The organism is Pseudomonas sp. TH34 (assembly GCF_016650865.1).
GTDB classification, from domain to species: Bacteria; Pseudomonadota; Gammaproteobacteria; order Pseudomonadales; family Pseudomonadaceae; genus Aquipseudomonas; species Aquipseudomonas yamanorum.
This window is the reverse complement of sequence record NZ_JAEKFB010000031.1, coordinates 243,176-268,528: the sequence shown is the minus strand read 5'-3', so window position 1 is coordinate 268,528 and position 25,353 is coordinate 243,176. Positions and strand designations below refer to the sequence as shown.

The window sequence follows — 25,353 nt, the reverse complement described above, 5'->3', positions numbered from 1 at the left end:
GGTCAAAGTCGGGCACGCTATCCATTTCTGCTTTTCGACAGGATTCGAACATGTCAAAACTTCCCGAAACCTCCACCGATCCCTACCAATGGCTTGAAGACGTCGAAGGCGAGCAATCAATGCACTGGGTACAGGCCCAGAACCTCAAGACCGAAGACCGTCTCGCCCGCTCCGCCAGTTTCCAGCAGATCAAGGCCGATGTGCTGGAGATGCTGGACTCGGACAGCAACATCCCCCACGTCGACAAGGTCGGCGCCTATTACTACAACTTCTGGATGGACGCCGCTCACCCGCGAGGCCTGTGGCGTCGCACCACGCTTGAGGAGTACCGCAAGCCGCAGCCCGCCTGGGAAACGCTGCTGGACCTTGATGCACTGAACGCCGCCGAAGGCGAAAACTGGGTGTGGCACGGTGCTGACTATTTGCGCCCGGACTACCAGCGCTGTCTGCTGGCGTTGTCCCGTGGCGGGGCGGATGCGAGTGTCACCCGGGAGTTTGATCTGGCCACCAGGACCTGGGTCGAAGACGGCTTCCAGTTGCCCGAGTCCAAGGGTGGCCTGGGCTGGATCGACCGTGACAACGTCTATGTCTTCACCGATTTTGGTGAAGGGACGATGACCCGCTCCGGTTACCCGCGCATCGTCAAACAGTGGGAGCGCGGTACGCCGCTGAGTGCCGCCCGTGTTGTCTACGAAGGCAGGCTGGATGATATGTACATCGCGGCGATGCACGACGACACGCCCGGCCATGAGCGTGACTTCGTCAGCCGCACGCTGGCGTTCTACAACAACGAACTGTACCTGCGGGGCAGCGACAACCAGTTAAGGAAAATCGACGCGCCGAACTCGGCGGAAAAGTCGGTGTACAAAGACTGGCTGCTGCTGGAACTGCGGGAGGACTGGGCGCTCGATGAGGTGTTTGTGGCCGGCTCGTTGCTGGCGATCCGGTTTGATCGCTTCATGGCAGGCCAGCGGGATTTCGACGTGCTGTTCGCTCCTACGGACAGCACCTCGCTGGCGGGGTTTTTCTGGACGCTGAATCACCTGGTGCTGAACGTACTGGATCACGTCAAGAATCGCCTCAGTGTGCTGACTCCCGGCGCAAACGGATGGCAGCGCAGCGAGTTCACCGGCGCGCCCGGCATGGGGACGGTGTATGCCAGCGCGGTGGACAGCGACGACAGTGATGCGGTCTGGCTGGTAACCACCGACTACCTGACGCCGACCACCTTATCGCTGGCCGAGATCGGTCATCCGCCCGAGGTACTGAAAACCTTGCCGGCATTTTTCGATTCCAGCCAGCACATGATCGAGCAGCACTTCGCGGTCTCCAGGGATGGCACCCGTGTGCCGTATTTCGTGGTGCGCGGGAAAGACTTGCCGCGCAACGGCACGGCGCCGACCTTGCTCTATGGCTACGGCGGCTTTGAATACTCCCTGACCCCGCATTACTCCGGTGAAGTAGGCCGCGCCTGGCTCTCGAAAGGCGGGGTGTATGTGGTTGCCAACATTCGCGGTGGCGGTGAATACGGTCCTCGCTGGCACCAGGCGGCACTCAAGCAAAACCGTCCGCGTGCCTATGAAGATTTTGCCGCGGTGGCCCGTGACCTGATCGACCGCGGGATTACTTCGCCCCGGTACTTGGGCGCGGAGGGTGGCAGTAACGGTGGTCTGTTGGTCGGCAATATGCTGACCCAATACCCTGAACTGTTCGGTGCAATCGTCTCCCAGGTGCCCCTGCTCGACATGCAGCGCTATCACCTCTTGTTGGCCGGAGCGTCGTGGATGGGGGAGTACGGTAATCCGGACGAGCCTGAAGAGTGGGCGTACATCCAGACGTTTTCGCCGTACCACCTGTTCGATCCGGCGAAGGCCTACCCACCGGTGTTTTTCCTGACCTCGACCCGCGATGACCGCGTGCATCCGGCCCACGCCCGCAAGCTGGCGGCAAAGATGATCGACGCCGGCAAGGACGTGACGTACTACGAAAATATCGAGGGTGGGCACGGCGGGGCGGCGGACAATGCACAGGCTGCGCATATGAGTGCGCTGGTCTACAGCTTTTTGTGGGAGAAGTTGAGCGTCAGCCGCGGCTAACCGGCGCCGGCAGTGGCCAGATTGCCGATCAACCATTCACTGAAGCACCGTGCCAGCGGGTTGTTCTCGCTGTCACGGTGGGTCAGCAAGGCCCAGTTTGGGCCGCGAATGGTTGCCTCTACCAGCGGCTGCAATAGCCCGCTCTCCAGCGCCTGGCGACTCAATAACCGGCTGACCAGCGCAATCCCCAACCCCGTACACGCCGCATCCAGCAACAGCCCGGGGTCAGAGAAATTCAGCCCCTGATCCTTCTGGCCCACATCAATCCCTGCCTCTACCGCCCAATGGCTCCAATCCATCTCCCGCTCGCCGTGGAGGGTGGTGCGTTGCTCCTTGGGCAGTGCCAACACGCGCGGATGGCACGCCGGGAAAAGGCGGTCGGCATGCAGCACCTTGAAGCTGCATTCGGCCTGGGAACTGATGTCGTCGCGCACGGCGAGGTCGATGGTCTGGCTGGCCATGTCCGGGACTTCGTCGGTGCTGAATATCCACAGGTCCACTTCAGGGTGCTGGCGGCGGAAATCTTCCAGGCGCGGTAACAACCAGTGGCGGGCGAAGGTTGGCGTGGTGTTGAGCACCAGTTGATTGGGTTTGCGGTACTGCCCCAGGCGACGAACTCCCACGGCCAATTGCTGCAATAACGCCTGGGTGGTGCTGAGGAAATCGTGCCCGGCATCGGTCAGGCTGACGCTGCGCCCACTGCGGAAAAACAGCGGCTGTTCCAGGTACGCCTCAAGGCTGCGAATCTGCTGGCTGATTGCCGATTGGGTGAGGTGCAGTTCCTCGGCGGCCTTGTGGAAACTGCCCAACCGGGCGGCGGCTTCGAAGCCGCGAAGGGTGCCCAAGGGCGGCCAATGGTTAAGCATGCTGATAAGTTCCTCTAATCAGTTTTCCACAAAATCCATCGTTTGTTTGCCCGTTTTTACAGCCGTAGCATGCATGCCAAGACCTAGCAGACAGTTTTCATTGAACACAATGACTTAACTCAAAGGTATTTGTCATGCAGCAGAATGAAATTCAGGACAGTGGCTGGTGGATGCCGGCGGAGTGGGCCAGGCATGCGGCGACGTGGATGGTCTGGCCGCATAACCAGGCGCTTTGGGAGTCTGGCTGGGGCGTTACGTTGTCACTGGTGCAGGAGGACTTTGCCCGTGTCGCCAATGCCATCGCGCGTTTTGAACCGGTGAAAATGATCGTCGATCCTTCGGCCGTCGCCAGCGCCAGGGCATTGTGCGGGCCGAACATTGCACTGATCGAAGTGGCGGTGGACGACAGTTGGTGTCGCGACTCCGGCCCGAGCTTTGTGTGCCACCCGCAACAGGGCCTCGCCGGTGTGAGCTGGCGCTTCAATGCATGGGGTGGCAAGTCGGCCCATGACCTGGACGAAAGCCTGGCCCGCCGCGTGCTCAATCACATAGGCATGGAATGCTTCGGCACGCCGTTGAGCAACGAAGGCGGCGCGATTCATGTGGACGGCGAGGGCACGTTGATTACCACCGAATCGGTGTTGCTCAACTCCAATCGTAACCCTGGGATGACCAAGGCTGAAATCGAGGCGATCTTCACGCGTTTGCTGGGCGTGAAAAAAACCATCTGGCTGCCAGGGGATCCCGACCATGTGACCGGCGACATGACCGACGGCCATGTGGATGGCGTGTGCGCCTTCGCCCGTCCGGGCGTGTTGCTGGTGGACGCCACCCACGACAAACACTCGGTGTACGCCGAGGTGGTACGGGAAAATCGCCGGGCCCTGGAGTTGGCCACCGACGCCCAGGGCCGGCGCTTCGAGCTGATCGAGCTGTATGAAGCCACCGACGCCGTAGACACCGAGGCCGAAGTGTTTTGCGCCTCCTACACCAACTTTTACCTCGCTAACGACGCGATCATCATGCCGGCCGATGGCATTGACGCCGACCAGGTGGCCGCCGATGTATTGGCCCAGGCGTTCCCGGGGCGCGTGGTGGTGCCGGTACGGATCAATCACCTGGCCCATGGTGGCGGCGGGGTGCATTGCATCACCCAGCAGCAACCCGCCTGGCCGGTAAAGGGGTGATGCCATGTCCGTACTGACGATTGCTGTCACGCAAATGCCCTGCACCTGGGACCTGCCCAAGAATCTGGATCTGGCCGAACAATTGGTGCGTGATGCGGCCAGCAAAGGTGCGCAAGTGATCCTGCTGCAGGAGCTGTTTGCCACCCCGTATTTTTGCATCGAGCAGCATCACAAACACCTGGCGCTGGCGCAGGAATACCGGCACAGCGCGGTGCTCAAACGCTTCGCCGCCCTGGCCCGGGAACTGGGGGTGGTGCTGCCCCTCAGTTGGTTCGAAAAGGCCGGCAATGCCTGTTTCAACTCATTGAGCGTGGCCGATGCGGATGGGCAGTTACTCGGGGTGTACCGCAAGACCCATATCCCCAACGCCATCGGTTATCAGGAGAAGGAGTACTTCAGCCCCGGCGATACCGGCTTTCGGGTCTGGGACACGGCATTCGGGCGCATCGGCCTAGGTATCTGCTGGGATCAGTGGTTCCCCGAGACCGCGCGCTGCCTGGCGCTGATGGGTGCCGAAGTGTTGCTGTTTCCCACGGCGATCGGCTCTGAGCCGGGCTGCGCGGCCCTGGATTCCCGGGACCATTGGCAGATGACCATGCGTGGGCATGCGGCTGCCAACCTCGTGCCGGTGGTCGCTTCGAACCGTGTCGGCCGCGAGGTGGCGACCACCGACCCGACCTTGCAGATGGACTTCTACGGCTCGTCCTTCATCTGCAATCACAAGGGCAAGTTGCTCGCTGAAGCGGACCGCGACAGCACCGGTGTGCTGGTGCACCGCCTGGACCTGGCGGCGATGCGCGAGGACCGCTTGACCTGGGGCATCTACCGCGACCGTCGCCCGGAAATGTATGGCGGGCTGTTGAGTCTGGATGGTCACCACACCTACCGAGGGCTTTGACATGAAGATGCCTTGCACGCTGTTGCTCTGCTGCCTGGCGCTGGCGCCGTCGCTGCACGCAGAAGAAAAGACCCTGAAGCTCTACAACTGGGCCGATTACTTCGCCGAGGACACGTTGTCGCGTTTTACCGCCGAAACCGGGATCAAGGTGATCTACGATGTGATGGACGGCAGCGAAACCCTGGAGGCCAAGCTGATGGCCGGCGGCAGCGGATATGACCTGATCTTCCCTGGCGACACCGTGGGCGAACGGCTCATGCGTGCAGGCAGCCTGCAACCGCTGGATCAGTCCAGGCTCACCGCCCTGAATGATATCGAGCCCGGTTTGCAGAAGCTGCGCACGCACTACACCTACTCGAACACCGCCACCGTTCCCTACACCTGGGGCACCATCGGCCTGACCTACAACACCGAGCAAATCAAGCAGCGCCTGCCGGATGCGCCGGTCAACAGCCTCGACCTGTTGTTCAAGCCGGAGCTGGCCGCGAGGTTCGCCGACTGCGGGATTTCCCTGATCGACTCACCGGACGAAGTGCTGGCGGTAGCACTCAACTATTTGGGGCGTGACCCACGCAGTGCCAAGCCGGCAGACCTGGCCGCCGCCAGCGAGTTGTTGCTCAAGCTGCGGCCCTACATTCGCAAATTCCAATCGCAACCGGTGACCGACCTGGTGAACGGCAACCTGTGCCTGTCCCTCGGCTACAGCGGCGACATGACCCAGGCACAACGGGCGGCGGATGCTGCCGGCAAAAAGGTTACGTTCGACTATCGCATCCCCCGCGAAGGCACGACGGTGTGGATGGACACCATGGCGATCCCGGTCGATGCCCGGCATCCGGAGTACGCCTACGCGTTTATCAATTTCGTGATGCGCCCGGAGAACATGGCGGCGATCAGTAACTTCACCGGCTATCCCACCGCGAACGCCAAGGCGCGCCCGGAGGTGGACCCGGCGATGCGCAACAACCTGCAGATTTACCCGGACGAGGCCACGTTCGAGCGCCTGATCCCGGGTAAGGACATTCCCCAGGCGGACATGCGTGCGCGCATGCGGGTCTGGACCAAGTTCAAGACCGCTACGGTCAAATGATTCAACTTCCAGAGGCACTTATGGCAACACGTCGCGAATTCATCAAACAGGTATCGGTGGTCGCCACCCTGGGCGCAGCCTCGTCTTTCGGGTTGGGCCCAGGCTGGGTACAGGCCGCCAAAAAGGGGAGCTGGATCATGCCGGACGAAGGTGAAAAACATCAGCAAGCGTTCATCGCCTTTGGCGCGCAAGAGGCCATTCACGAGGACTTCACGCCTGACGTACAAGAAGCCCTGGGCCGGATCGCCCGCGCCATCGCCCGTCACGAGCCGGTGACCGTGTTCTGCCGCGAGGAGGAGCGGGTGCTGGCCGAAGAAAAATGCGGCACCCACAACACCACATTCGTGGTCACGGAGCTGGACGACATCTGGATGCGCGACACCGGCGCCAATTTTGTCATCGATGGCCAGGGCGGGCTGGGCGCCGTGGATTTCAACTTCAATGGCTGGGGCAATAAACAACAGCACGCCGAGGATGCGCAGTTGGCCGCCCTGGTGGCTGAAGTCACCGAGGCCCAGCCGATTCGCAGCGAACTGGTGGGCGAGGGCGGCGCCATCGAGGTGGATGGCCACGGTACCGGGATCATGACCGAAAGCAGCTGGATCAATGCCAACCGCAATCCCGGCTGGAGCAAGGCGGATGTCGAGGCCGAGCTGAAGGAACGCCTGGGCCTGCGCAAGATCATCTGGCTACCGGGCATCAAGGGCAAAGACATCACCGATGCCCACGTCGATTTTTATGCACGCTTCGTCAAGCCAGGCGTGGTGATTGCCAACCTCGACACCGACCCCGAATCCTATGATCACAAGGTCACGCTGGCGCACCTCGACATCCTCAAGCAGGCCACCGATGCGGACGGCCGGCCGCTGCAGGTGCACACCGTGTCGCCGCCGCTTAATCCACGCAAGAGCCGGTTCAGGCGGAACAATCCGGATTTCGCGCCGGGTTATATCAACTACTTCGTCATCAATGGGGCGGTGATCGCACCCGAGTTCGGCGACAAGTTGGCCGACGCAAAAGCCTTTGAGCTACTGTCCAGGCTCTACCCGGAGCGCGAGGTGGTGCAGCTCAATATCGATGCAATCGCGGCGGGTGGTGGGGGGATTCATTGTGTGACCAGTCACCAGCCGTTGGTTTAGGCCGGTGCGTCCAATGCCAGCTTCAGTCGACGGTACGCCTCGACCAACTGGACCTGGGTGAAGCCCAGGTTTCTACCGCTGGGGTTGGGCAGAACCCACACAGCCGCACGCCCCAGGGGATGCGGTTGAAGGCCCCAGGCAATCTGCTTCTGCCCGCTCAACGCGCTATAGGCTGCCTTTCCCAGAAACGCCACATACCGTGGCGCATAACGTGCGATCTTGCGTTCAAAACTCGCCGCTGCCGCCCTGAATTCATCCGCTGACAACTGATCCGCCCGGGCTGTAGGCCGCTCCACCACCGTGGTCAGTCCGCACTGGTACTGCAGGATCGTGCGGTCGTTTTCCGGCTGCACTTCATGGGGCGTAAACCCGGCCAGGTGCAGCGTGCGCCAGAACCGGTTGCTCCTGCCCATGAAGTGATGGCCGGTGGCGGCGGCCTTCAGGCCGGGGTTTATGCCGCAGAAAATCACGGCCAGGTCTTTGGTCAGAATGTCTTCGAGTGTTTCGTTCATGCTGAGTCTCAGGCAAGTGTCTCCGACAACCTTCGGAATAACACAGGGGAGCGATCTGGCCTATAGATTAAGTCGCGAAAGTTGTCACATACGGCTGATACGCTGGCTTCTTCCAAGGACGGTTGAGGCTCACTATGAAAAGCACGGCGTTCACCTTTACGCTCATCCTCCTGTCAGTCGCCGCTCACGCCGATGACCCCGCATCGGTACTGGGACACGCCTTTGGCTCTCTCGGCTGCGTCGACTTGAAAAACCCGGACGGCAAGGCCATTTGCGAAGCCCGGGCCCTGTCCAATGGCAGCGGTTGCCAGGGCTTGTCTAGCCAGGCGATGCGGGATAAATGCCTGGATGAAGGCTTGTATCCCACCAGCAGCCGCGACCGCCCGAAACACGTCAGGAAGATGGTGTTGATCGACCCGTTTTCGAAGGCAGAAACCAGGCCCGCGGTGCCCCTGTCGGAAAGCGAGATCAAGAGATTTGAAGAGTGGTATGGGCTCAAGAAAGCAGCGCAGTGAGGCGGTGCTGATGAGATCGTTCATTCGCGTCAAATTGCGATGGATCGAAGAGCGGATGGGGTGTTGAGGTGGGGGTGTAAATCATCGGCTTGTCCACTGGCCGGGCGGCACCACGCAAAAGCGCTGGGCCGGGTAGTCGATCAGTATGTAGTTGCCTTTGAATTGTTCCAGGCCCAGGAAGTTGTGGGTGCCTCTTTCCTGGGGCAGGCTTTTTGCTTTGTTGAAGGGCGCTCGGTGTTGTTTTTGTTGTGGGTGAGCTTAGTTGGGATTGGGGGGATTTCTTGGCTTCGCGGGGGGGATTCCTGCGTACATATCCATTTCTTCGGTAACGGCGGCTTATGGTTCCGCTCTTACAGCGGGTCACTTTTGGCAAACGCCCCAAAAGTAACCAAAAGGTCTTTGCCCCACCACTCGGTGCCTCGCCTAGGCTCGGCATGCCCGCACTCCGGCCCGGTTCCGCGGGCCGCCGCGACGGGCCATCCATGGCCCGGCGCGGCTAAATCGGCATCCTTGCCGATTTACCCGCTCCACCGTGCCTACTTGCGGCCATCGTGGTTGACGGGGCGCCTAAGATCAAGATCAAAAGCCAAAGCACAGCGGCCTCCCGGCCGGCTTGAGTGTTAAAAGCAAAGGCAAGATCCAGAGCAAAAGAAGATATGCTTTTCTGTGGGAGCTGGCTTGCCTGCGATGCAGACAACTCGGTACATCAGGTACACCCAGTTGATGCCATCGCAGGCAAGCCAGCTCCCACATTTGGACCGTGCCCGCTTTAGCTTTTGATTTTGCTCTTCAACACTCAAGCCGGCCGGGAGGCCGCTGTGCTCTTGCTTTTGATCTTGATCTTGATCTTAGGCGCCCCGTTAAACCACGCTGGCCGAACGCAGGCTTTGGAGCGTGGGTAACCTGGCAGGACGCCAGGTTAGCCGTCCTGGGCCAGGGATGGCCCATGACGGCGGCCCACGGTCCAAAGCCGGAGTGAGGGCACACCGAGCCTAGGCGAGGTGCCGAGTGGTGGGGCAAGAGCGTTTTGCTTACTTTTGCGCTGTTCAAAAGTGAGCCGCTGTAAGAGCGGAACCATAGGCAGCCGTTACCTAAATAACGGATATACCCCCTAACCCAACAACGCCCGAGCAAACTCATCAGACGCAATAAAGTCCATGGCCTTGCGCAACTCGCAAGCCGCCTCAGCCCCAAACACCTCATCAAACCGCACCGCCATCTGCCTGGACACCACCCGCGCCTCCTCGTACTTACGCTGCCCCGCATCGGTCAACAGCACCCTCCGGCTACGGCGGTCCAACTCATCCACCCGCAACACCACCAGCCCATCCCGCACCAGCGGCTTGAGCGTATGCCCCAGGGCCGACAAATCCATCACCAACGACTGCGCCAAGTCACGCATTTTGGGCGCGTCCCCATTGGCAATGTGGTTCATCAACGAATACTGAGTGGCCTTCAGCCCAAACGGCAAAAACGCCTCATCATAGATTTGCGCCATCCGCCGGGACGCACGACGCACGGCTCCATTGGAACAGGTGCTGGGACTATTGAGGACGGGCGGTGCGCATTTCACAGGCTGATCACTCGCTACAGCTAAAGGGTTAACCGAACGTTAATCCGGCAAGATGAATATTGACACATGTAGCAACAAATTAGTTGCGTATGCCTCTAAACGCTATATCGTGGCATATGCCTCTATTTTGACCGGATGTCAGTGCAGTTGGCCCGGATTACAGACGGGCGGGGCAGGAGGGAAGCGCTGTTTGGTACCTCCTTCAGTCATCAACTTCCTGTCTGGATCACATCTATGCTCAACCTCGTGCGCATCGCATTGCGGCGCCCCTATACCTTCCTGGTATTGGCTATTTTCATTCTGATTGTGGGCCCGCTCGCGGCCTGGCGTACCCCGACCGACATCTTCCCCGAAATTCGCATTCCTGTGATTGCCGTGATCTGGCAGTACACCGGCTTGCCTCCGGATCAGATGGCCGGCCGGATCACCTCGCCGTTCGAGCGGGTGCTGACCACCACGGTCAACGACATCCGCCATATCGAGGCGGAGTCGTTGAACGGCTTCGGCATCGTCAAGGTGTACTTCCAGCCGGGGGTCAATATCAGTACGGCCAACGCACAAGTGACGTCGGTGTCCCAGGCCATCCTGCGCCAACTGCCGCCGGGCACCACGCCGCCGCTGGTACTCAACTACAGCGCCTCGACGGTGCCGATCGTGCAACTGGCATTGTCCGGCAAAGGCCTCACCGAACAGAGGCTGGGCGACCTGGGCCTCAACACCGTACGCCTGATGCTGACCACAGTGCCCGGTGCGGCACTCCCATACCCCTTCGGCGGCAAGACCCGCCAGGTGCAGATCGACCTCGACTCGGCGCGGATGCAGGCGCGCGGGCTGTCGGCGCAAGACGTGGCCACTGCCCTCGCTACGCAGAACCTGATCACCCCGATAGGCACGCAAAAGATCGGCAGCTACGAGTTCAACCTGCAACTGAACAACTCGCCGACGGATTTCCACGACCTGGAAAACCTGCCGATCAAGACCGCTGACGGCACTACCGTATTGATTCGTGACGTGGCCACCGTCCGTGACGGCAACCCGCCGCAGACCAACATCGTGCACGTCAACGGCAACCGTTCCGTGTTGCTGCCGGTGCTCAAGACCGGTTCGGCGTCGACCCTCGGGGTGATTGCCGGGATCAAGGACAAACTGGCCGACAATAAAGGCGCGTTGCCGCCCAACCTGAACATCGATCTGATCGGCGACCAGTCGCTGTTCGTGCGTTCGGCCATCAGCGGTGTGGCCCGTGAGGGCGTGATTGCAGCGGCGCTGACCAGCCTGATGATCCTGTTGTTCCTCGGCAGTTGGCGCTCCACGGTGATCATCGCTACCTCGATTCCGCTGGCCATCCTGTCGTCGATTGCCACGCTGTCGGCGCTCGGCGAAACCCTCAACATCATGACCCTCGGCGGCCTGGCATTGGCCGTGGGGATTCTGGTGGACGACGCCACGGTGACCATTGAGAACATAAACTGGCACTTGGAGCAGGGCAAGCCGGTGGAGACGGCGATCCTCGACGGTGCGGCGCAGATCGTGACGCCGGCGTTCGTGTCGCTGCTGTGTATCTGCATTGTGTTCGTGCCGATGTTTTTCCTGGAAGGCGTGGCGCGCTTCCTGTTTGTGCCGATGGCGGAAGCGGTGATCTTCGCGATGATCGCCTCGTTCATCCTCTCCCGAACCCTGGTGCCGACCCTCGCCAATTACCTGCTCAAGCCTCACGAACATCATGCCGACGGCACGCCGGTGGTCGCGCCGTCGAGTAACCCGTTGGTGAAATTCCAGCGCGGGTTCGAGCGCCAGTTCGAGGCGTTTCGCGGGGTTTACCACGGGGCACTGGAGAGTGCCTTGCATCACCGCCGTATCGTGGTAATCGCGCTGCTGGCGTTTGTCGCCGTGTCGTTTGCGCTGGTGCCGTTTCTGGGTCGCAACTTCTTCCCCGAGGTCGACTCCGGGCAGATCCTGCTGCATGTGCGTGCACCGATTGGCACACGGGTCGAAAGCAATGCGCGGCTGGTGTCGCAGATCGAAAACACCATTCATAAAGTGATTGAGCCCCAGGAGCTGGCGGCTATCGTCGATAACATCGGCCTGGCCATCAGCGGGATCAACGTGGCCTATAACAACACCGGCACCGTGGGCTCCCAGGACAGCGATATCCAGATCAGCCTGAAAGAGGGCCATCGTCCCACCGCCGAATACATGCGCGAACTGCGGGAACGACTGCCTCGCGAATTCCCGAGTGCGGTGTTCTCGTTCCCGGCATCGGACATCGTCGGGCAGATCCTCAACTTCGGTTCTTCCGCGCCGGTGGATGTGCAAGTCAGCGGCAATAACCTGCCAGCCAACTTCACCTATGCCAGCACGTTGCTGCGGGAAATCCGGCGGGTGCCGGGGGTGGTGGATGCGCGTATCCAGCAGTCGCGGCAGCTGCCGACCTTCAATATCAACGTGGACCGCACTCAAGCCCAACTGGTGGGCCTGAACGAGCGTGACGTGACCAACAGCCTGGTGGTTAACCTCGCCGGTTCCAGCCAGGTGGCGCCGACGTTCTGGCTCAACCCGGCCAACGGCGTGTCCTACCCGATTGTGATGCAAACCCCGCAATACGGCCTCGACACCCTGGCCGCGTTGCATAACCTGCCGTTGAGCGGCAGTGCCGGTGCGGCAGCGGACCAGACCCTCGGCGGCCTGGCTTCCATCGACCGCAGCCACAGCAACTCTGTGGTGACCCAATCGGATATCCAGCCGGTGGTGGAGGTGTTGACCGCGATCCAGGGCCGCGACCTCGGCGCCGTCGCCGCCGACATCCAGAAAATCCTCGCCGCCCACGCCAGCGAGGTGCCCACCGGTTCCAAGGTGCTGTTGCAGGGCCAGGTGCAAACCATGAACGCAGCCTTCAGTGGCTTGCTGTTTGGCCTGCTCGGCGCCGTGGTGCTGATCTACCTGCTGATCGTGGTCAACTTCCAGTCCTGGGTTGACCCGTTCGTGATCATCACCGCCTTGCCGGCGGCGCTCGCGGGCATTGTGTGGATGCTGTTCATCACCCACACGCCGCTGTCGGTACCGGCCTTGACCGGGGCGATCATGTGCATGGGCGTGGCCACCGCCAACGCTATTCTCGTAGTCAGCTTCTGCCGCGAACGCCTGGCCGTGCACGGGGATGCGGTGCAGGCGGCGCTTGAAGCCGGCTTTACCCGTCTGCGTCCGGTATTGATGACCGCGATTTCGATGATCATCGGCATGGCGCCGATGGCCCTGAGCCTGGGGGAGGGCGGCGAACAGAACGCTCCGCTGGGCCGTGCGGTCATCGGCGGGTTGGCCTTCGCCACCATTGCCACGCTGTTCCTGGTTCCGCTGATTTTCAGTCTTGTGCACGGGCGGCGTCAGCACGCCACGCTTGCGACCACCGCCACTCAAGGGGTTTGACATGTCCACTTCCGTTTCCAATCCGGGTTCACCCCGCCGTAAATCCCGTGGTCTGCTCTGGCTGGTGCTGGGGCTGGTAGTACTGGTCGCCGTGGTGGTGTTTGGCATCGGCGTGCGCGCCAGCGAATCCCGCGACCTGAAAACCTGGACCGACGCCCAGGCTTTGCCCAGCGTGATCCTGATCACCCCGAGCGTGCAGCCCCAAGGGCCGATCCTGAATTTGCCGGGGCGCCTTGAGGCGTACTCCCGGGCGTCGATCTTTGCCCGGGTCAATGGCTACCTCAAGACCTGGAACGTCGACATCGGCGATCACGTAAAGGCCGGGCAACTGCTGGCCGAAATCGACACGCCGGAGCTCGATCAGCAACTGCTGCAAGCCAAGGCCGTGCTGGCTTCAGCCCAGGCCGACGAGTCGCTGGCGCAGACCACCGCCAAGCGCTGGCAGGCGATGCTGGCTTCGGATTCGGTGTCGCGCCAGGACGTGGATGAGCGAACCGGCGACCTCACCGCCAAGCAGGCCAAAGTGGTCGCGGCCAAGGCCAACGTCGACCAGTTGATTGCCACCAAGGGCTTCCAGCGGTTGACCGCACCGTTCGCCGGCGTGGTCACCGCGCGCTCCACCGATGTGGGGGCGCTGATCAGTGCCGGCGGTGCCACCGGTAAAGAGCTGTTCGCGGTCTCTGACGTCAGCCGCCTGCGAGTGTATGTGCAGGTGCCGCAGTCGTCGGCGCCGCAGATCCAAGTGGGCACCGTGGCACGTCTGAGCGTGCCGGAGTATCGCGGTGAAACCTTCAACGCCAAGGTGATCGCTACTGCGGATGCGGTGAACGCCGCGTCCGGCAGCACCCTGGTGCAACTGCTGGTGGACAACCCCGGCAGCCGCCTGTTGCCGGGCGGCTACACCAGCGTGCAGTTCACCTTGCCGGTGCAGACCGACGTGCTGCGCCTGCCTGCCAGCGCCCTGGTGTTCGATGACAAGGGCATGCGCGTGGCCACTCTCGACGCGAATAATCATGTGCACTTCAAGACCGTGACCATCGCCCGGGACTTTGGTGACAGCGTGGAAATCGGCAGTGGCCTCGTCGCCACTGACCGGGTGATCGACACCCCGCCCGACGGCCTGGCCGACGACGACTCGGTGCAATTGGTCGCCAACACTACAGAGGTCAAACCCCATGGCTAAGCGCACTTGCCTGGTATTGGTCGCGACCCTGGGCCTGGGCGCCTGCCATCTGGCGCCGCCGCTGGACGTGCCGGAGGTACCTATTGCCGCGCAGTTCCATACCCAGGGCCCGTGGACCGTCGGCACGCCGAACGACCAGGCGAGTCGCGACGGTTGGTGGCACATCTACAAGGACCCGCAACTGGACGCCATGGAGCAGCAGTTGCTGCAAAGCAACCCGGACTTGAGCGCGGCACTGGCTCACTATTCCCAGGCCCAGGCGTTTTTGGCCCAGGCACAATCCGGGCTGTTTCCAAAACTGATCGGTTCCAGCAATGCCCAGCGCATTCGCCAGTCGGACACCCGGCCACTGCGCTCGGCCAGCCCGCCGAATGTCTATGACTCCGGCACCGTGGGGGTAGAACTGGACTATGAAGTCGACCTCTGGGGCCGTGTGCGCGACACCGTTGCCGCCGGCACCAGCGACGCCCAGGCCGCCAAGGCTGACCTGGCCTCAGTACGTCTGAGCTTGCAGGCGCAATTGGCCGACAGCTACATCCGCCTGCGTGGCATCGACCGGCAAGACCAGTTGCTGCAGGAAACCAGCGATGCCTATGCCAAGGCTCTGAGCCTGACCGAAGGCTTGCACGGCGGCGGTATCGTTTCCGGCCTGGACGTAGCGCGGGCGCGTACCCAACTGTCGACGGTCAAATCGCAACTGAGCCAGAATTTGGTGCAGCGTGCAGTGCTCGAACACTCGATAGCGGCGATGCTGGGTGAGTCCGCATCGACCTACGCGATTGCCCCCAGCGTTGCGGACATCGCCTTGCCCGGCGTGCCCACCGGTGTACCGTCTACGCTGTTGCAGCGTCGGCCGGATATCGCCGCTGCCGAGCGCCGGATTGCCTCGGCCAATGCACGCATAGGCGTCGCGAAAGCCGCCTGGTTCCCGGCCCTCACCCTGAGTGCCCAAGGCGGCTTCCAGAGTGATGAGTTCGCGCATTTGTTGAGTGCGCCCAACATCTTCTGGGCCATTGGCCCGTCGCTGGTGGGGACAATTTTTGACGGCGGCGCGCGCCAGGCCGGAGTCGACAGTGCCAAGGCGGCAACCGATGAAGCCGCGGCCAAGTATCGTGGTGTAGTGTTGACCGCGTTCGAGCAGGTGGAGAACAACCTGTCGATCATCTCCGGGCTCGACACCGCCCTGGTGGATCAGCGCGATGCCGCCGCTGCGGCGCAGTACGCCGAGGACTTGTCCCTGGCGCGCTATCGCCAGGGCGGCGCGGCGTACCTGGATGTGGTGACGGCGCAGGTAGCGTCGTTGCAGGCGCAGCGAACTGTGCTGGATCTACAGACTCAACAGTTAAGCGCCAACGTAGGGCTGATCAAGGCACTGGGTGGCGGCTGGAATATTGCCCAACTGGCCCAAAAGAACCTGTAGGGGCGAGCTTGCTCGCGAAGATCGTCAGCGATAACGCGGTCATGCTGAAAGCACACGGCGCTCTCGGGTTTTTCGCGAGCAAGCTCGCTCCTACAGTTAGTTAGTTGTTGTGAACATTGAATCCAAGGAGTAGTGGCATGACTGATTACGTACCGCCAAAAGTCTGGACCTGGAAAACCCAAAACGGCGGCACCTTCGCCAGCATCAACCGGCCCATCGCCGGCGCGACCCACGACAAGGAATTGCCGGTTGGTCGTCATCCGTTGCAGCTGTATTCGTTGGCAACGCCCAATGGCCAGAAGGTCACGATCCTGCTGGAAGAGCTGTTGGCCCTGGGTCACAAGGGTGCTGAATACGATGCGTGGTTGATCAAGATCGGTGACGGCGACCAGTTCGGCAGTGGCTTCGTCGGCGTGAACCCGAACTCGAAGATTCCCGCGCTGTTGGACCGCAGCGGGCCCAAGCCGATTCGAGTGTTCGAGTCCGGGGCGATCCTGCAGTACCTGGCCGAGAAGTTCGGCGCGTTCCTGCCCACCGAACCGGCGGCCCGTGCCGAGTGCCTGTCGTGGTTGTTCTGGCAGATGGGCAGCGCACCGTACCTGGGCGGTGGGTTTGGGCATTTCTATGCCTACGCGCCGACCAAGATCGAATACGCCATCGACCGCTTCGCCATGGAAACCAAACGCCAACTGGACGTGCTGGACAAGCAACTGGCCGAGCACGAATACATCGCCGGCGACGAATACACCATCGCCGACATGGCGATCTGGCCGTGGTACGGCGGCCTGGTGAAAGGCCGCTTGTATGAGGCGGGGGAGTTTCTCTCGGTGCAGGATTACAAGCACGTCGTGCGCTGGGCCAACGCTATCGAAGCACGGCCGGCGGTGCAGCGTGGGCGCCGGGTCAACCGCGTGTCGGGCGATCCTTCAGAGCAACTGCGCGAGCGTCATGACGCGTCGGACCTCGACTGACAACAGCGCTTACTGTGGTGAGGGGCTTGTCCCCTTACCACAGGTTTCAGCAGTGCCCTCACGGCGCTCCCACTTGGCGATCACCAGCGGTGCCAGGGCATTGCCCAGCACATTCAACGCAGTGGTCGGCATTTCCATCAGGCGATACACCCCGGCGATGAAGGCGATGCCCTCCAACGGCAAGCCCGCACTCGCCAGGGTCGCCGACAGAATCACGAACATGAACCCCGGCACCCCGGCCGCGCCCTTGGACGTCAGCACCATGGTCACCACCAACAGTGCCTGGTCGCCCAGGCTCAGGTCGATGCCATACAACTGCGCCACGAACAGCGTGCCGATCCCCAAAAACAGCGACGCACCGTCCAGGTTGAACGAGTACCCCACCGGCACCACAAAGCTCACCAGCGAAGGCGGCACGCCGTAGGTTTCGAGCTTCTTCATCAGTTGCGGCATCACCGCCGCCGAGCTGGCGGTGGAGAACGCCAGGATCAGCTCATCCTTGATATGCCGCATCAACGCAAACAGGTTGATCCCGCACAGCCGCGCCACCAGGTTGAGCACCACCAGCACGAAGAACGCAATCGACACGTAGCTGACCATGATCAACTTGGCCAACGGCAGCAGCGAACTGAACCCGAAGTTGGCCACGGTCACTGCGATCATCCCGAACACGCCGATAGGCGAGTAGGCCATGATCATCGACGTCACCTTGAACATTGCCTCCGACACCCCGCGCAGCAGGGCAATCACCGGGTCCTTGCGCTCGGCGGGCAAGCGCGAAACCCCGAGGCCAAACATCACCGCGAAGAACAGTACCGACAGCAAGCTGCCCTGGGCCATGGCGTTGATCACGTTGTCCGGGATGATCCCGACAATGATCTGCCCCAGGCTGTGGCCGCCACCGGTGCTACTGGTGGGCAAGGTCACGGCGTTGGCTTTCAGGCTGGCCAGTTCAGTGCCGGCGCCCGGCTGGAGCAGGTTGCCCATCACCAGCCCGACGATGATCGCCAGGGTGGTGATGCAGAAGAAATAGCCCAGGGACTTGACCCCGATGCGTCCCAACGATTTACCGTCACCGTGCCCGGCGATGCCCACCACCATGCAGGCAAACACGATGGGCACGACGATCATCTTCATCAGCTTGATAAAGATATCGCCCGCCGGTTGCAGCAGGTTGTCCACCAGCCACGGCCGGGATTCGGGAAAACGGTGCAGCAGGGCACCGATGGCGATGCCGGCGAGCAGGCCGATCAGGATTTGCCAGACCAGCGCGATGCGGGGCTTGTGCATGGGAATGCCTCATTTATATCAATGATTATGAGTGTTGTTCTAGGCAGTCAATGAGCGGCCATCCCTGGCCGCCGGGTGGGGCGGGTATCCGTCAGCGCAATCGATGGCACGCTTCATTCAGGCGACGGCAACCTTCTTCAATCACTTCAAGCGAGCTGGCGAACGACAGCCGGATATAAGGCGACATGCCGTACGCCGCACCACTCACGGTGGCCAGGCCGTATTCCCGCAGCAGGTACTCGGCCAGTTGTGTGTCGCCGTCGACCCGCTCGCCGTGCGGGGTGGTCTTGCCGATCAATCCGGCGACGTTGACGAACACGTAGAACGCGCCATCCGGCGGGGTGAAGGTCACGCCGGGTATGCCTTCGAGCAGGCCCAGCATGCGTTCGCGGCGTTGCTGGTACACCTCGCGCATGCCGGCGATGGGCGCCTGGTCGCCGGCGAAGGCGGCAACTGCGGCAGCCTGGCTGAGGGAACTGGGGCAGGTGGTGGTTTGCGAAAGCAACTTGGCAATGGCCGCGATCAGCCACGCCGGACCAGCCCCGAAACCCAGGCGCCAGCCGGTCATGGCATAGCCCTTGGAGGCACCGTTGACGATCAACGTGCGCGGTTTCAGGTCCGGTGCGAGTCGGGTCAGGGACACGTGGCGGGCACCGTCGTAGACAAAGTGCTCGTAGATCTCGTCGGCCATGATCAGCACATGGGGATGACGCCGCAGCACCTCGGCCAGGGCCAACAGCTCGGCTTCGTTGTACACCGCGCCGCTGGGGTTGTTCGGGCTGTTGAGGATCACCCATTTGCTGCGCGGGGTGATCGCCTGTTCCAGGGCCTGCGGCGACAGCTTGAACCCCAGTGACTCATCGCCGGGAATGATCACCGGCGTCGCGTCATTCAGCCGTGCGATGTCCGGGTACGACACCCAATACGGCGTGTGCACGATGACTTCGTCGCCGCGATTCAGGGTCGCCGCCAGGGCGTGATAGATGATGTGCTTGCCACCGCAACCTGCAATCACTTCGTCCAGTCCATAGTCCAACTGGTTATCACGCTTGAGCTTGAGGCAGATCGCCTGGCGCAGGGCGAGGGTGCCGCTGGTGGCGGTGTAGTGGGTGTCGCCACTGTGCATCGCGACACTGGCTGCTTCGAGGATATGCGCGGGCGTATCGAAGTCCGGCTCGCCCACGGTGAAGTTGACGATGTCCCGGCCCTGGGCGCGCAGTTCGCTGACCAGTGCGTTGGCGGCGATGCTCGGGGAGGGCGCAATGCCCAGCACCCGATCGGAGAGAAATGCAGTGCTCATGATGTTCCCCTTCAACCTGCCAGGCCGGCCTGCTGCAGCACCTTGTCGATCCAGCTCTGGTGCACCGCACCGCTGGAGATTTCGGCTTTGACTTCCTCTTCGTGGGCCGCGTGTTGAGCGGCCTTGCGCAGTACTTCGGGGGCGTCGGCCTGGGAGAAGGCGACCAGGCCGTCTTCGTCACCCACCAGCACATCCCCCGGGTTGATCAGCATGCCGCCGATGGACACCGGTACATTCACCTCGCCCGGGCCGGTCTTGTAAGGCCCGCAATGCACCACGCTGCGGGCATAACAAGGCGTGTCCTCGAAGCTCGCGACATCACGGATCGCCCCGTCAATCACAAACCCCACGCAGCCGCGTTGCTGGGCGTAGAGTTTGACCAGTTCGCCGATCACCGCGTTGTTGGTGTCGCCCTGGGCGTCCACCACCAGCACATGGCCCGGCTCGAGCATGCTCAAGGCCTTGTAGATCAGCAGGTTGTCGCCAGGGCGGGTTTTCACCGTGAGCGCGGTGCCCACCAGCTTGCCGGTACGGTTGTAGCGGTTCAGCCCACGGGCGCCGATGTGCCGGCCGAGGTTGTCGCTGATGTGCGGGGTGACCACGTGAGTGAAGGCTTCAAGCACTTCGGCAGAAGCCAGCGGTGGGTTGGGGAGGATGCGGGAACCGGGCAAGGACATGGCTGTAACTCCGATTGATCTTATGGGTCTGTGGCTAGATCTTAGGAGCGATGAAGAAGCAGTTTTAGCGATATTTTATTATCTGATAGGATCGCTTTTTCTCATGGGAGGTGGCCGCGATGATCACGTTCAAGCAAATCGACGCGTTGTACTGGATTGCCGAGCTGGGCAGTTTCGAAGCGGCGGCGAACAAGCTGAACATGTCGCAGTCGGCGATTTCCAAGCGCATCCAGGAGTTGGAAGAAACCTTCGATGTCGAGATTTTCGACCGCAGCAAACGCAATGCCCGGCTGACCGAAAAAGGCGCCGAGTTGCTCGACTACGCCAAGGACCTGCTGGAGCGTCGCGACTACTTGCTGGAGCGGGTCAGTACCCGCGAAGTGCTGGTGCGCAGGTTTCGCCTGGGGGTGACGGAATTGACGGCCTTCACTTGGTTGCCGGCGCTGGTGGAAGCGTTGCGTGAGGCGTATCCCAAAGTGCAGATCGAGCCTTCGGTGGAGTTGAGCAGCGAGCTGTTTCGCAAGCTGGAGAGTGATGAGCTGGACCTGGTGATCGTGCCTGATGCCTACAGTGATTCGCGCTTCCTGAGTACGCCGCTGGGCAGTGTGGAAAACGCCTGGATGTGCGCCCCGTGGTTAGTCAGTGAGCCTGATCCGGTAGGGCTTGAGGCGTTGGCGGGGTACACGGTGCTGACCCAGGGTTCGCACTCCGGGACGGGCCTGCTTTATGAGCGCTGGCTGGCGGCGCATGCTGTGCAGATGCCGCGTAAGCTGACCAGCCATAACTTGCTGGTGCAGGTCGGGCTCGCGCTGTCGGGGGTGGGGGTGAGTTATTTGCCCAAGGCGTGCTTGTCGCATTTGATCGAGCGCGGAGAATTACGCGCATTGGAGACGGAACCGGCGCTGCCCCAGGTTGGGTATGTGGCGTTGCATCGCGGGGATCGGCAGTTTGGGTTGAACCAGAATGTGGCGCAGTTGGCGGTGCAGTGTTGTGATTTTTCGCGGTTGTTGTTTTGAGTGTATATCCGTTATTTGGGTAACGGCTGCTGGCGGTTCCGCTCTTACAGCGGGTCACTTTTGAAAAGCGCAAAAGTAACCAAAACGCTCTGCCCCGCCTGTCGGCGCCTCGCTTAGGCTCGGCGTTCCCTCACTCCGGCATTGCTCCGCGGGCCGCCGCGACGGGCCATCCATGGCCCGGCGCGGCTAAACCGGCGTCCTGCCGGTTTACCCGCTCCTCAATACCTGCGTTCGGCCTCGGGCTGAATGGGGCAGTCAGATCAAGATCAAAAGCAAGAGCACAGCGGCCTACAGGCCGGCTTGAGTGTTAGAAGCAGAGGCAAGATCGAGAGCGAAAGCAGAGCTGCTTTTCTGTGGGAGCGGGCTTGCTCGCGAAAAACCTGAGACCGCCGCGTTCATCCAGAATGCCCGCATCATCGTTAACGACCTTCCCGAGCAAGCCCGCTCCCACATTTGGACCGTGCCCGCTTTAGCTTCTGATCTTGCTGTTGCTTCACCACACTCAAGCCGGCCTGTAGGCCGCTGTGCCCTTGATCTGCTTTTGATCTTGATCTTAGGCGCCCCGTTAAACCACGCTGGCCGAACGCAGGCTTTGGAGCGTGGGTAACCCGGCAGGACGCCGGGTTAGCCGCGCTGGGCCAAGGATGGCCCATCGCGGCGGCCCACGGTCCAAAGCCGGAGTGAGGGCACACCGAGCCTAGGCGAGGTGCCGAGTGGTGGGGCAAGAGCGTTTTGCTTACTTTTGCGCTTTTCAAAAGTGAGCCGCTGTAAGAGCGGAACCAATAGTAGCCGTAACAAAACCAACGGATATGCCCCCAATCACCGCCCCCAACGCCATATGCCTGACGCCCCGAACCGCTGAGTGAGCCGTTGTTGGCCTACCAGCGGTAAGTCACCGAACTCGTACTGTTTGCCTTCGGTGGGCACAAACACTTGCCCGGCCTTGCTCACACCCGCTACCGGGAAGAACGATTCGCTGTAGCTCAGGTACGGTGCCAGGCCGTTGCCAGCCTTGTACACCAACCCTGCGCGCGAGGTGGTGGCCTCGTCGAACTTGATCTGGTCCTGGAAATACACGCCTTTTTGCAGGGAGTCGATCTGCGAACCACGGTCGGTATTCGGTAATCGGTTGACCACGACCGGCTGGTTGTTGATGGAGTTCGCAAGGTCCAACGACGGAGCATTGCCACGGAAGTTGTGGGCGGTGTGCATGGAATGAAAGCAAGCACGGGCCAGGTAGGGCCCCTATATTTATGCGGCCCTTGCTGATAAATAGAGCGGGTGAATCCCCAAGTAGATACCCGGTGTAATCAATCATGAAGCGCCATTTCGAAGATTTGCAGTTGGGCAGCATCGAGCTGTTCTGCCTGGCTGCCGAGGCCAGCAGCTTTACCGCCGCCGCCCAGGTGGCGGGAGTGACGCCTGCGGCGGTGAGCCGCAGCATCTCGCGGCTGGAAGAACGCCTGGGTTCCCGGTTGTTTGTACGCACCACCCGCAGCATCCGCCTGACCGAGGGCGGCCGGACGTTTTTCGAGCAATGCCGCCAGGCCCTCACGCAACTGGTGGAAGCCCAGCAGGAAGTGATGGGCGCGCAATCGGTGCCGTCCGGGTTGTTGCGCATCAGCATTCCGACCACCTACGGCCATCACCGCATCCTGCCGCTGCTGCCGAAATTTCGTGCGCTGTACCCGCAAGTCACCGTGGATATCCACATCAGCAACCGCAACATCGATTTCGTCGCCGAAGGCTATGACCTGGCCATCCGCGTGCGGGCCCAACCGGACTCGACGCTGATCGCGCGGTTGCTGGAAGACGCCAGGCTGGTGGTGGTTGCGGCGCCATCGTATCTGAAGCGTGCCGGCACGCCCCAAACCCTGGAGGATTTGCCGGACCATGAGTGCATCCAGTACGAATTGCCGAGCAATGGGCGGCGTATTTCCTGGTTGTTCCAGGTGGACGGCAAGGAGCGGGAGTTTGCCGGGGAAGCAGGCTACAGCTGCTCTGACGATGTGCTGGGTGGCGTAACTCTGGTCAAGCACGGCGCGGGGTTATTCCAGACCTACAAGTTCATCGTCGAGGAGGAGTTGGCCAACGGCAGCCTGGTGGAGGTTTTACAGCCTTACGGCGGGCGCTCACGACCGTTTACCTTGCTGTATCCCCACGGCCGCTATGTGCCCCATCGGGTGCGGGCGTTTGTGGATTTTCTGCTGGAGCATCGCGCCGAATGGGCGGCGCTGTAGCGGCGGATAAATCCCAGGTCAGCATCAATTGGCCGATGGCCGTGTCGATGGCCTGGATGTCCACGCCATCGCGGGCAAGGATCGACACGCCTTGCAGGAAACTGTCGTAGACCGTAGCCATTGCGCGGGCGTTGGTCTCGGCCGGTAACTGGCCCGCTCGAATGCCGCGCTCGACGCAATGCAAGATGCCCGCCCGTGTGCGCTCCCGCGACTGAGTCAGCGAATGAGTCACCTGCGCGTTCTCGGGGGAGGGCGCGCTCATCACGCCCAGGGCCACCATGCAGCCTTTGGGGTGCCCCTCTTCACACTGCATGCGTGCGGATTGGCGCAGCGCGGTCTCGATGGCCTGGCGCGGTGTCAGGCCGTCATCCCACAGGCATTCGGTGACCTGGGCGAACGTCGCCAGATAACGCTGCACGCACTCCTGGAACAGCGCGTCCTTGGAGCCGAACGCCGCGTAGAAACTCGGCGCGGAGATGCCGCCGCCCAATCCGGCTTTCAACTGGCTCAGGGACGTCGCGTCGTAACCGTGCTGCCAGAACAGGTGCATGGCCTGTTCCACGGCCTGATCGCGGTCGAAAGTGCGGGGGCGGCCCATCTGCGCCATGTGGAAATCCTCTAGGGGTGATGAGATAAATACTAGTCGATACATAAGTCGTTGACAACGCCGGGTAGCGCGCTCAACATTTATATCGATCGGTATTTAAGTCCTCTCGCTCAAGGAGTTTCCCTGTGACCCCCTCAACCACCTTATCGGCAGACGCCGTTCCCGACCGCTTGCCCATCGGCGCCTTGCTCGCCCTGGCCATGACCGGTTTCATCTGCATCGTCACCGAAACCCTGCCGGCGGGCCTGTTGCCGCTGATCAGCGATGGGCTGGGAGTTTCAGCGTCCATGGCCGGGCAGATGGTCACCGCGTATGCGCTGGGCTCGGTGCTGGCGGTGATCCCGCTGACCATCGCGACTCGCGGCTGGCGGCGGCGCAATGTGCTGCTGCTGACCATCGTCGGTTTTCTGCTGTTCAATTCCATCACGGCGCTGTCCTCCCACTACGGGCTGACGTTGCTGGCGCGGTTCCTCGCCGGGATGGCGGCGGGGTTGGCCTGGAGTTTGTTGGCCGGCTATGCGCGGCGCATGGTTGAGCCACATCAGCAGGGCAAGGCGTTGGCGCTGGCCATGGTAGGAACGCCGATTGCCCTGTCACTTGGCGTACCGCTGGGCACCTGGCTGGGTGGGCTGGTGGGCTGGCGCACCACGTTCGGGATCATGTCGGCACTGACCCTGGTGCTGATTGTCTGGGTGCTGGTGAAAGTGCCGGATTATCCCGGCCAGTCGGCCCATCAGCGCATGCCGTTGCGCAAGGTGCTGACCACGCCGGGTGTGCGGCCAGTGCTGGCGGTGGTGATCTCATGGATGCTCGCCCATAACATTCTCTATACCTACATCGCGCCGTTCGTGGCCCCGGCGGGCTTGGTGGACCGTGTGGATCTGGTGTTGTTGGTGTTTGGTATAGCGGCGCTGCTCGGGATTTGGGTGACTGCCCGGTTGGTGGATGTGGCGTTGCGCAAGACGGTGCTGGTCAGCCTGGCAGGCTTTGCGGCGACGTGTTTGGTGTTTGGTTTTCTGGCGCAGGTGCCGGGCGTTATTTACCTCGGTGTGGCGGTGTGGGGCTTGAGTTTTGGCGGCGCGGCGACGTTGCTGCAAACGGCATTGGCGGATGCTGCCGGGGATGGTGCGGACGTGGCGCTGTCGCTGAATGTGGTGGCCTGGAACAGCGCCATTGCGGGAAGTGGTGTGGTGGGCGGAGTGTTGCTCGATACCTGGGGTGTGGCGTCATTCCCGTGGGCGATGTTGGTGTTGCTGGCGGTGGGTTTTGCGATTACGTGGGCCGCGCGCAACCATGGCTTCAAACCGGGGCACAGGGCGCACGGCAAGCCCGCCGTCAGCGGGCATTGAG

The 25,353-nt window shown here is 61.8% G+C and carries 21 protein-coding genes and 1 pseudogene; 14 read left to right on the top strand and 8 right to left on the bottom strand.

The window, feature by feature from the left end; all coding sequences use genetic code 11:
• Nucleotides 1-50: 50 nt before the first annotated feature.
• Nucleotides 51-2,096 (top strand): prolyl oligopeptidase family serine peptidase, encoded by a 2,046-nt coding sequence (locus JFU58_RS24220; RefSeq protein WP_201142575.1) that lies wholly within the window; start codon nt 51-53, stop codon nt 2,094-2,096.
• Here JFU58_RS24220 and JFU58_RS24215 read toward each other — a convergent pair.
• Nucleotides 2,093-2,962 (bottom strand): LysR substrate-binding domain-containing protein, encoded by an 870-nt coding sequence (locus JFU58_RS24215; RefSeq protein WP_017476211.1) that lies wholly within the window; start codon nt 2,960-2,962, stop codon nt 2,093-2,095. The two genes, JFU58_RS24220 and JFU58_RS24215, sit on opposite strands and share 4 nt — an antisense overlap.
• Nucleotides 2,963-3,096: 134 nt before the next feature.
• On the opposite strand from JFU58_RS24215, the gene JFU58_RS24210 reads away from it, so the two are divergent.
• Genes JFU58_RS24210 through JFU58_RS24195 form a run of 4 tightly spaced genes read left to right on the top strand, consistent with a single transcriptional unit; the run spans nt 3,097 to nt 7,276 of the window.
• Entirely contained in the window at nt 3,097-4,149 is a 1,053-nt protein-coding gene (locus JFU58_RS24210) for an agmatine deiminase family protein (RefSeq protein ID WP_201142574.1), read from the top strand.
• Between the two features lie 4 nt (nt 4,150-4,153).
• Nucleotides 4,154-5,047 carry an N-carbamoylputrescine amidase gene (gene aguB, locus JFU58_RS24205; RefSeq protein ID WP_201142573.1) on the top strand — a complete coding sequence of 298 codons (894 nt, stop codon included), beginning with the start codon at nt 4,154-4,156 and terminating at the stop codon, nt 5,045-5,047.
• 1 nt (nt 5,048) lies between these two features.
• Entirely contained in the window at nt 5,049-6,137 is a 1,089-nt protein-coding gene (locus JFU58_RS24200) for an extracellular solute-binding protein (protein ID WP_093199925.1), read from the top strand.
• A gap of 20 nt (nt 6,138-6,157) precedes the next feature.
• Nucleotides 6,158-7,276, top strand: coding sequence for an agmatine deiminase family protein (locus tag JFU58_RS24195; protein ID WP_201142572.1), 1,119 nt, complete (start codon nt 6,158-6,160; stop codon nt 7,274-7,276).
• Here the strand turns inward: JFU58_RS24195 and mug are convergent.
• Nucleotides 7,273-7,788, bottom strand: coding sequence for a G/U mismatch-specific DNA glycosylase (gene mug / locus JFU58_RS24190; RefSeq protein WP_201142571.1), 516 nt, complete (start codon nt 7,786-7,788; stop codon nt 7,273-7,275). The two genes, JFU58_RS24195 and mug, sit on opposite strands and share 4 nt — an antisense overlap.
• A 134-nt stretch (nt 7,789-7,922) precedes the next feature.
• Between mug and JFU58_RS24185 the strand changes: the two genes are divergently transcribed.
• Nucleotides 7,923-8,303 (top strand): hypothetical protein, encoded by a 381-nt coding sequence (locus JFU58_RS24185; protein ID WP_201142570.1) that lies wholly within the window; start codon nt 7,923-7,925, stop codon nt 8,301-8,303.
• A 1,111-nt stretch (nt 8,304-9,414) separates the two neighbouring features.
• On the opposite strand, the gene JFU58_RS24180 is transcribed toward JFU58_RS24185, so the two are convergent.
• Nucleotides 9,415-9,801 carry a MarR family winged helix-turn-helix transcriptional regulator gene (locus tag JFU58_RS24180; RefSeq protein ID WP_017478718.1) on the bottom strand — a complete coding sequence of 129 codons (387 nt, stop codon included), beginning with the start codon at nt 9,799-9,801 and terminating at the stop codon, nt 9,415-9,417.
• A gap of 309 nt (nt 9,802-10,110) precedes the next feature.
• Between JFU58_RS24180 and JFU58_RS24175 the strand changes: the two genes are divergently transcribed.
• The 5 genes and pseudogenes from JFU58_RS24175 to yghU all read left to right on the top strand — a co-directional run bounded on the left by JFU58_RS24175 (nt 10,111) and on the right by yghU (nt 16,873).
• Complete coding sequence (locus JFU58_RS24175) at nt 10,111-13,299, top strand: efflux RND transporter permease subunit (RefSeq protein ID WP_201142569.1); 3,189 nt, start codon at nt 10,111-10,113, stop codon at nt 13,297-13,299.
• Nucleotide 13,300: 1 nt separating this feature from the next.
• Nucleotides 13,301-14,482, top strand: a complete 1,182-nt coding sequence (locus tag JFU58_RS24170) for an efflux RND transporter periplasmic adaptor subunit (RefSeq protein ID WP_201142568.1) — start codon at nt 13,301-13,303, stop codon at nt 14,480-14,482.
• Nucleotides 14,475-15,902 carry an efflux transporter outer membrane subunit gene (locus JFU58_RS24165; protein WP_201142567.1) on the top strand — a complete coding sequence of 476 codons (1,428 nt, stop codon included), beginning with the start codon at nt 14,475-14,477 and terminating at the stop codon, nt 15,900-15,902. The genes JFU58_RS24170 and JFU58_RS24165 overlap by 8 nt, the downstream gene beginning before the upstream one ends.
• An 8-nt stretch (nt 15,903-15,910) precedes the next feature.
• A pseudogene (locus tag JFU58_RS32655) lies at nt 15,911-16,000 on the top strand (outer membrane lipoprotein carrier protein LolA); the annotation flags it as partial.
• 39 nt (nt 16,001-16,039) lie between these two features.
• The gene (gene yghU, locus JFU58_RS24160) at nt 16,040-16,873 is read left to right on the top strand and encodes a glutathione-dependent disulfide-bond oxidoreductase (protein ID WP_063031905.1); all 834 of its coding nucleotides are present in this window, start codon (nt 16,040-16,042) and stop codon (nt 16,871-16,873) included.
• A 9-nt stretch (nt 16,874-16,882) separates the two neighbouring features.
• On the opposite strand, the gene JFU58_RS24155 is transcribed toward yghU, so the two are convergent.
• The 3 genes from JFU58_RS24155 to JFU58_RS24145 all read right to left on the bottom strand — a co-directional run bounded on the left by JFU58_RS24155 (nt 16,883) and on the right by JFU58_RS24145 (nt 20,140).
• Nucleotides 16,883-18,163, bottom strand: coding sequence for a cation:dicarboxylate symporter family transporter (locus JFU58_RS24155; RefSeq protein WP_063031903.1), 1,281 nt, complete (start codon nt 18,161-18,163; stop codon nt 16,883-16,885).
• 91 nt (nt 18,164-18,254) lie between these two features.
• On the bottom strand, nt 18,255-19,463 hold the full coding sequence (locus JFU58_RS24150; protein WP_201142566.1) for a pyridoxal phosphate-dependent aminotransferase: 1,209 nt from the start codon (nt 19,461-19,463) through the stop codon (nt 18,255-18,257).
• 11 nt (nt 19,464-19,474) lie between these two features.
• On the bottom strand, nt 19,475-20,140 hold the full coding sequence (locus JFU58_RS24145) for an RraA family protein (protein ID WP_093199879.1): 666 nt from the start codon (nt 20,138-20,140) through the stop codon (nt 19,475-19,477).
• A gap of 119 nt (nt 20,141-20,259) precedes the next feature.
• On the opposite strand from JFU58_RS24145, the gene JFU58_RS24140 reads away from it, so the two are divergent.
• Complete coding sequence (locus JFU58_RS24140; RefSeq protein WP_177027262.1) at nt 20,260-21,156, top strand: LysR family transcriptional regulator; 897 nt, start codon at nt 20,260-20,262, stop codon at nt 21,154-21,156.
• 819 nt (nt 21,157-21,975) lie between these two features.
• Here JFU58_RS24140 and JFU58_RS24135 read toward each other — a convergent pair.
• A complete protein-coding gene (locus tag JFU58_RS24135) occupies nt 21,976-22,368 on the bottom strand; it encodes a hypothetical protein (protein ID WP_231988882.1) in 393 nt (130 codons plus the stop codon).
• A gap of 104 nt (nt 22,369-22,472) precedes the next feature.
• Between JFU58_RS24135 and JFU58_RS24130 the strand changes: the two genes are divergently transcribed.
• Nucleotides 22,473-23,396: a LysR family transcriptional regulator gene (locus JFU58_RS24130; protein WP_201142565.1), complete on the top strand. Its 924-nt coding sequence runs from the start codon at nt 22,473-22,475 to the stop codon at nt 23,394-23,396.
• Here the strand turns inward: JFU58_RS24130 and JFU58_RS24125 are convergent.
• Nucleotides 23,299-24,003 carry a TetR/AcrR family transcriptional regulator gene (locus JFU58_RS24125; protein WP_201142564.1) on the bottom strand — a complete coding sequence of 235 codons (705 nt, stop codon included), beginning with the start codon at nt 24,001-24,003 and terminating at the stop codon, nt 23,299-23,301. The two genes, JFU58_RS24130 and JFU58_RS24125, sit on opposite strands and share 98 nt — an antisense overlap.
• Before the next feature lie 125 nt (nt 24,004-24,128).
• On the opposite strand from JFU58_RS24125, the gene JFU58_RS24120 reads away from it, so the two are divergent.
• Nucleotides 24,129-25,352 carry an MFS transporter gene (locus JFU58_RS24120; protein WP_201142563.1) on the top strand — a complete coding sequence of 408 codons (1,224 nt, stop codon included), beginning with the start codon at nt 24,129-24,131 and terminating at the stop codon, nt 25,350-25,352.
• Nucleotide 25,353 lies beyond the last annotated feature (1 nt).

What these genes read in the sequence shown, in the direction of transcription:
- JFU58_RS24220 (WP_201142575.1), top strand. Translation starts at nt 51, where the DNA reads ATGTCAAAACTTCCCGAAACCTCCACCGATCCCTACCAATGGCTTGAA.
- JFU58_RS24215 (WP_017476211.1), bottom strand. Translation starts at nt 2,962, where the DNA reads ATGCTTAACCATTGGCCGCCCTTGGGCACCCTTCGCGGCTTCGAAGCC.
- JFU58_RS24210 (WP_201142574.1), top strand. Translation starts at nt 3,097, where the DNA reads ATGCAGCAGAATGAAATTCAGGACAGTGGCTGGTGGATGCCGGCGGAG.
- aguB (WP_201142573.1), top strand. Translation starts at nt 4,154, where the DNA reads ATGTCCGTACTGACGATTGCTGTCACGCAAATGCCCTGCACCTGGGAC.
- JFU58_RS24200 (WP_093199925.1), top strand. Translation starts at nt 5,049, where the DNA reads ATGAAGATGCCTTGCACGCTGTTGCTCTGCTGCCTGGCGCTGGCGCCG.
- JFU58_RS24195 (WP_201142572.1), top strand. Translation starts at nt 6,158, where the DNA reads ATGGCAACACGTCGCGAATTCATCAAACAGGTATCGGTGGTCGCCACC.
- mug (WP_201142571.1), bottom strand. Translation starts at nt 7,788, where the DNA reads ATGAACGAAACACTCGAAGACATTCTGACCAAAGACCTGGCCGTGATT.
- JFU58_RS24185 (WP_201142570.1), top strand. Translation starts at nt 7,923, where the DNA reads ATGAAAAGCACGGCGTTCACCTTTACGCTCATCCTCCTGTCAGTCGCC.
- JFU58_RS24180 (WP_017478718.1), bottom strand. Translation starts at nt 9,801, where the DNA reads ATGGCGCAAATCTATGATGAGGCGTTTTTGCCGTTTGGGCTGAAGGCC.
- JFU58_RS24175 (WP_201142569.1), top strand. Translation starts at nt 10,111, where the DNA reads ATGCTCAACCTCGTGCGCATCGCATTGCGGCGCCCCTATACCTTCCTG.
- JFU58_RS24170 (WP_201142568.1), top strand. Translation starts at nt 13,301, where the DNA reads ATGTCCACTTCCGTTTCCAATCCGGGTTCACCCCGCCGTAAATCCCGT.
- JFU58_RS24165 (WP_201142567.1), top strand. Translation starts at nt 14,475, where the DNA reads ATGGCTAAGCGCACTTGCCTGGTATTGGTCGCGACCCTGGGCCTGGGC.
- yghU (WP_063031905.1), top strand. Translation starts at nt 16,040, where the DNA reads ATGACTGATTACGTACCGCCAAAAGTCTGGACCTGGAAAACCCAAAAC.
- JFU58_RS24155 (WP_063031903.1), bottom strand. Translation starts at nt 18,163, where the DNA reads ATGCACAAGCCCCGCATCGCGCTGGTCTGGCAAATCCTGATCGGCCTG.
- JFU58_RS24150 (WP_201142566.1), bottom strand. Translation starts at nt 19,463, where the DNA reads ATGAGCACTGCATTTCTCTCCGATCGGGTGCTGGGCATTGCGCCCTCC.
- JFU58_RS24145 (WP_093199879.1), bottom strand. Translation starts at nt 20,140, where the DNA reads ATGTCCTTGCCCGGTTCCCGCATCCTCCCCAACCCACCGCTGGCTTCT.
- JFU58_RS24140 (WP_177027262.1), top strand. Translation starts at nt 20,260, where the DNA reads ATGATCACGTTCAAGCAAATCGACGCGTTGTACTGGATTGCCGAGCTG.
- JFU58_RS24135 (WP_231988882.1), bottom strand. Translation starts at nt 22,368, where the DNA reads ATGCACACCGCCCACAACTTCCGTGGCAATGCTCCGTCGTTGGACCTT.
- JFU58_RS24130 (WP_201142565.1), top strand. Translation starts at nt 22,473, where the DNA reads ATGAAGCGCCATTTCGAAGATTTGCAGTTGGGCAGCATCGAGCTGTTC.
- JFU58_RS24125 (WP_201142564.1), bottom strand. Translation starts at nt 24,003, where the DNA reads ATGGCGCAGATGGGCCGCCCCCGCACTTTCGACCGCGATCAGGCCGTG.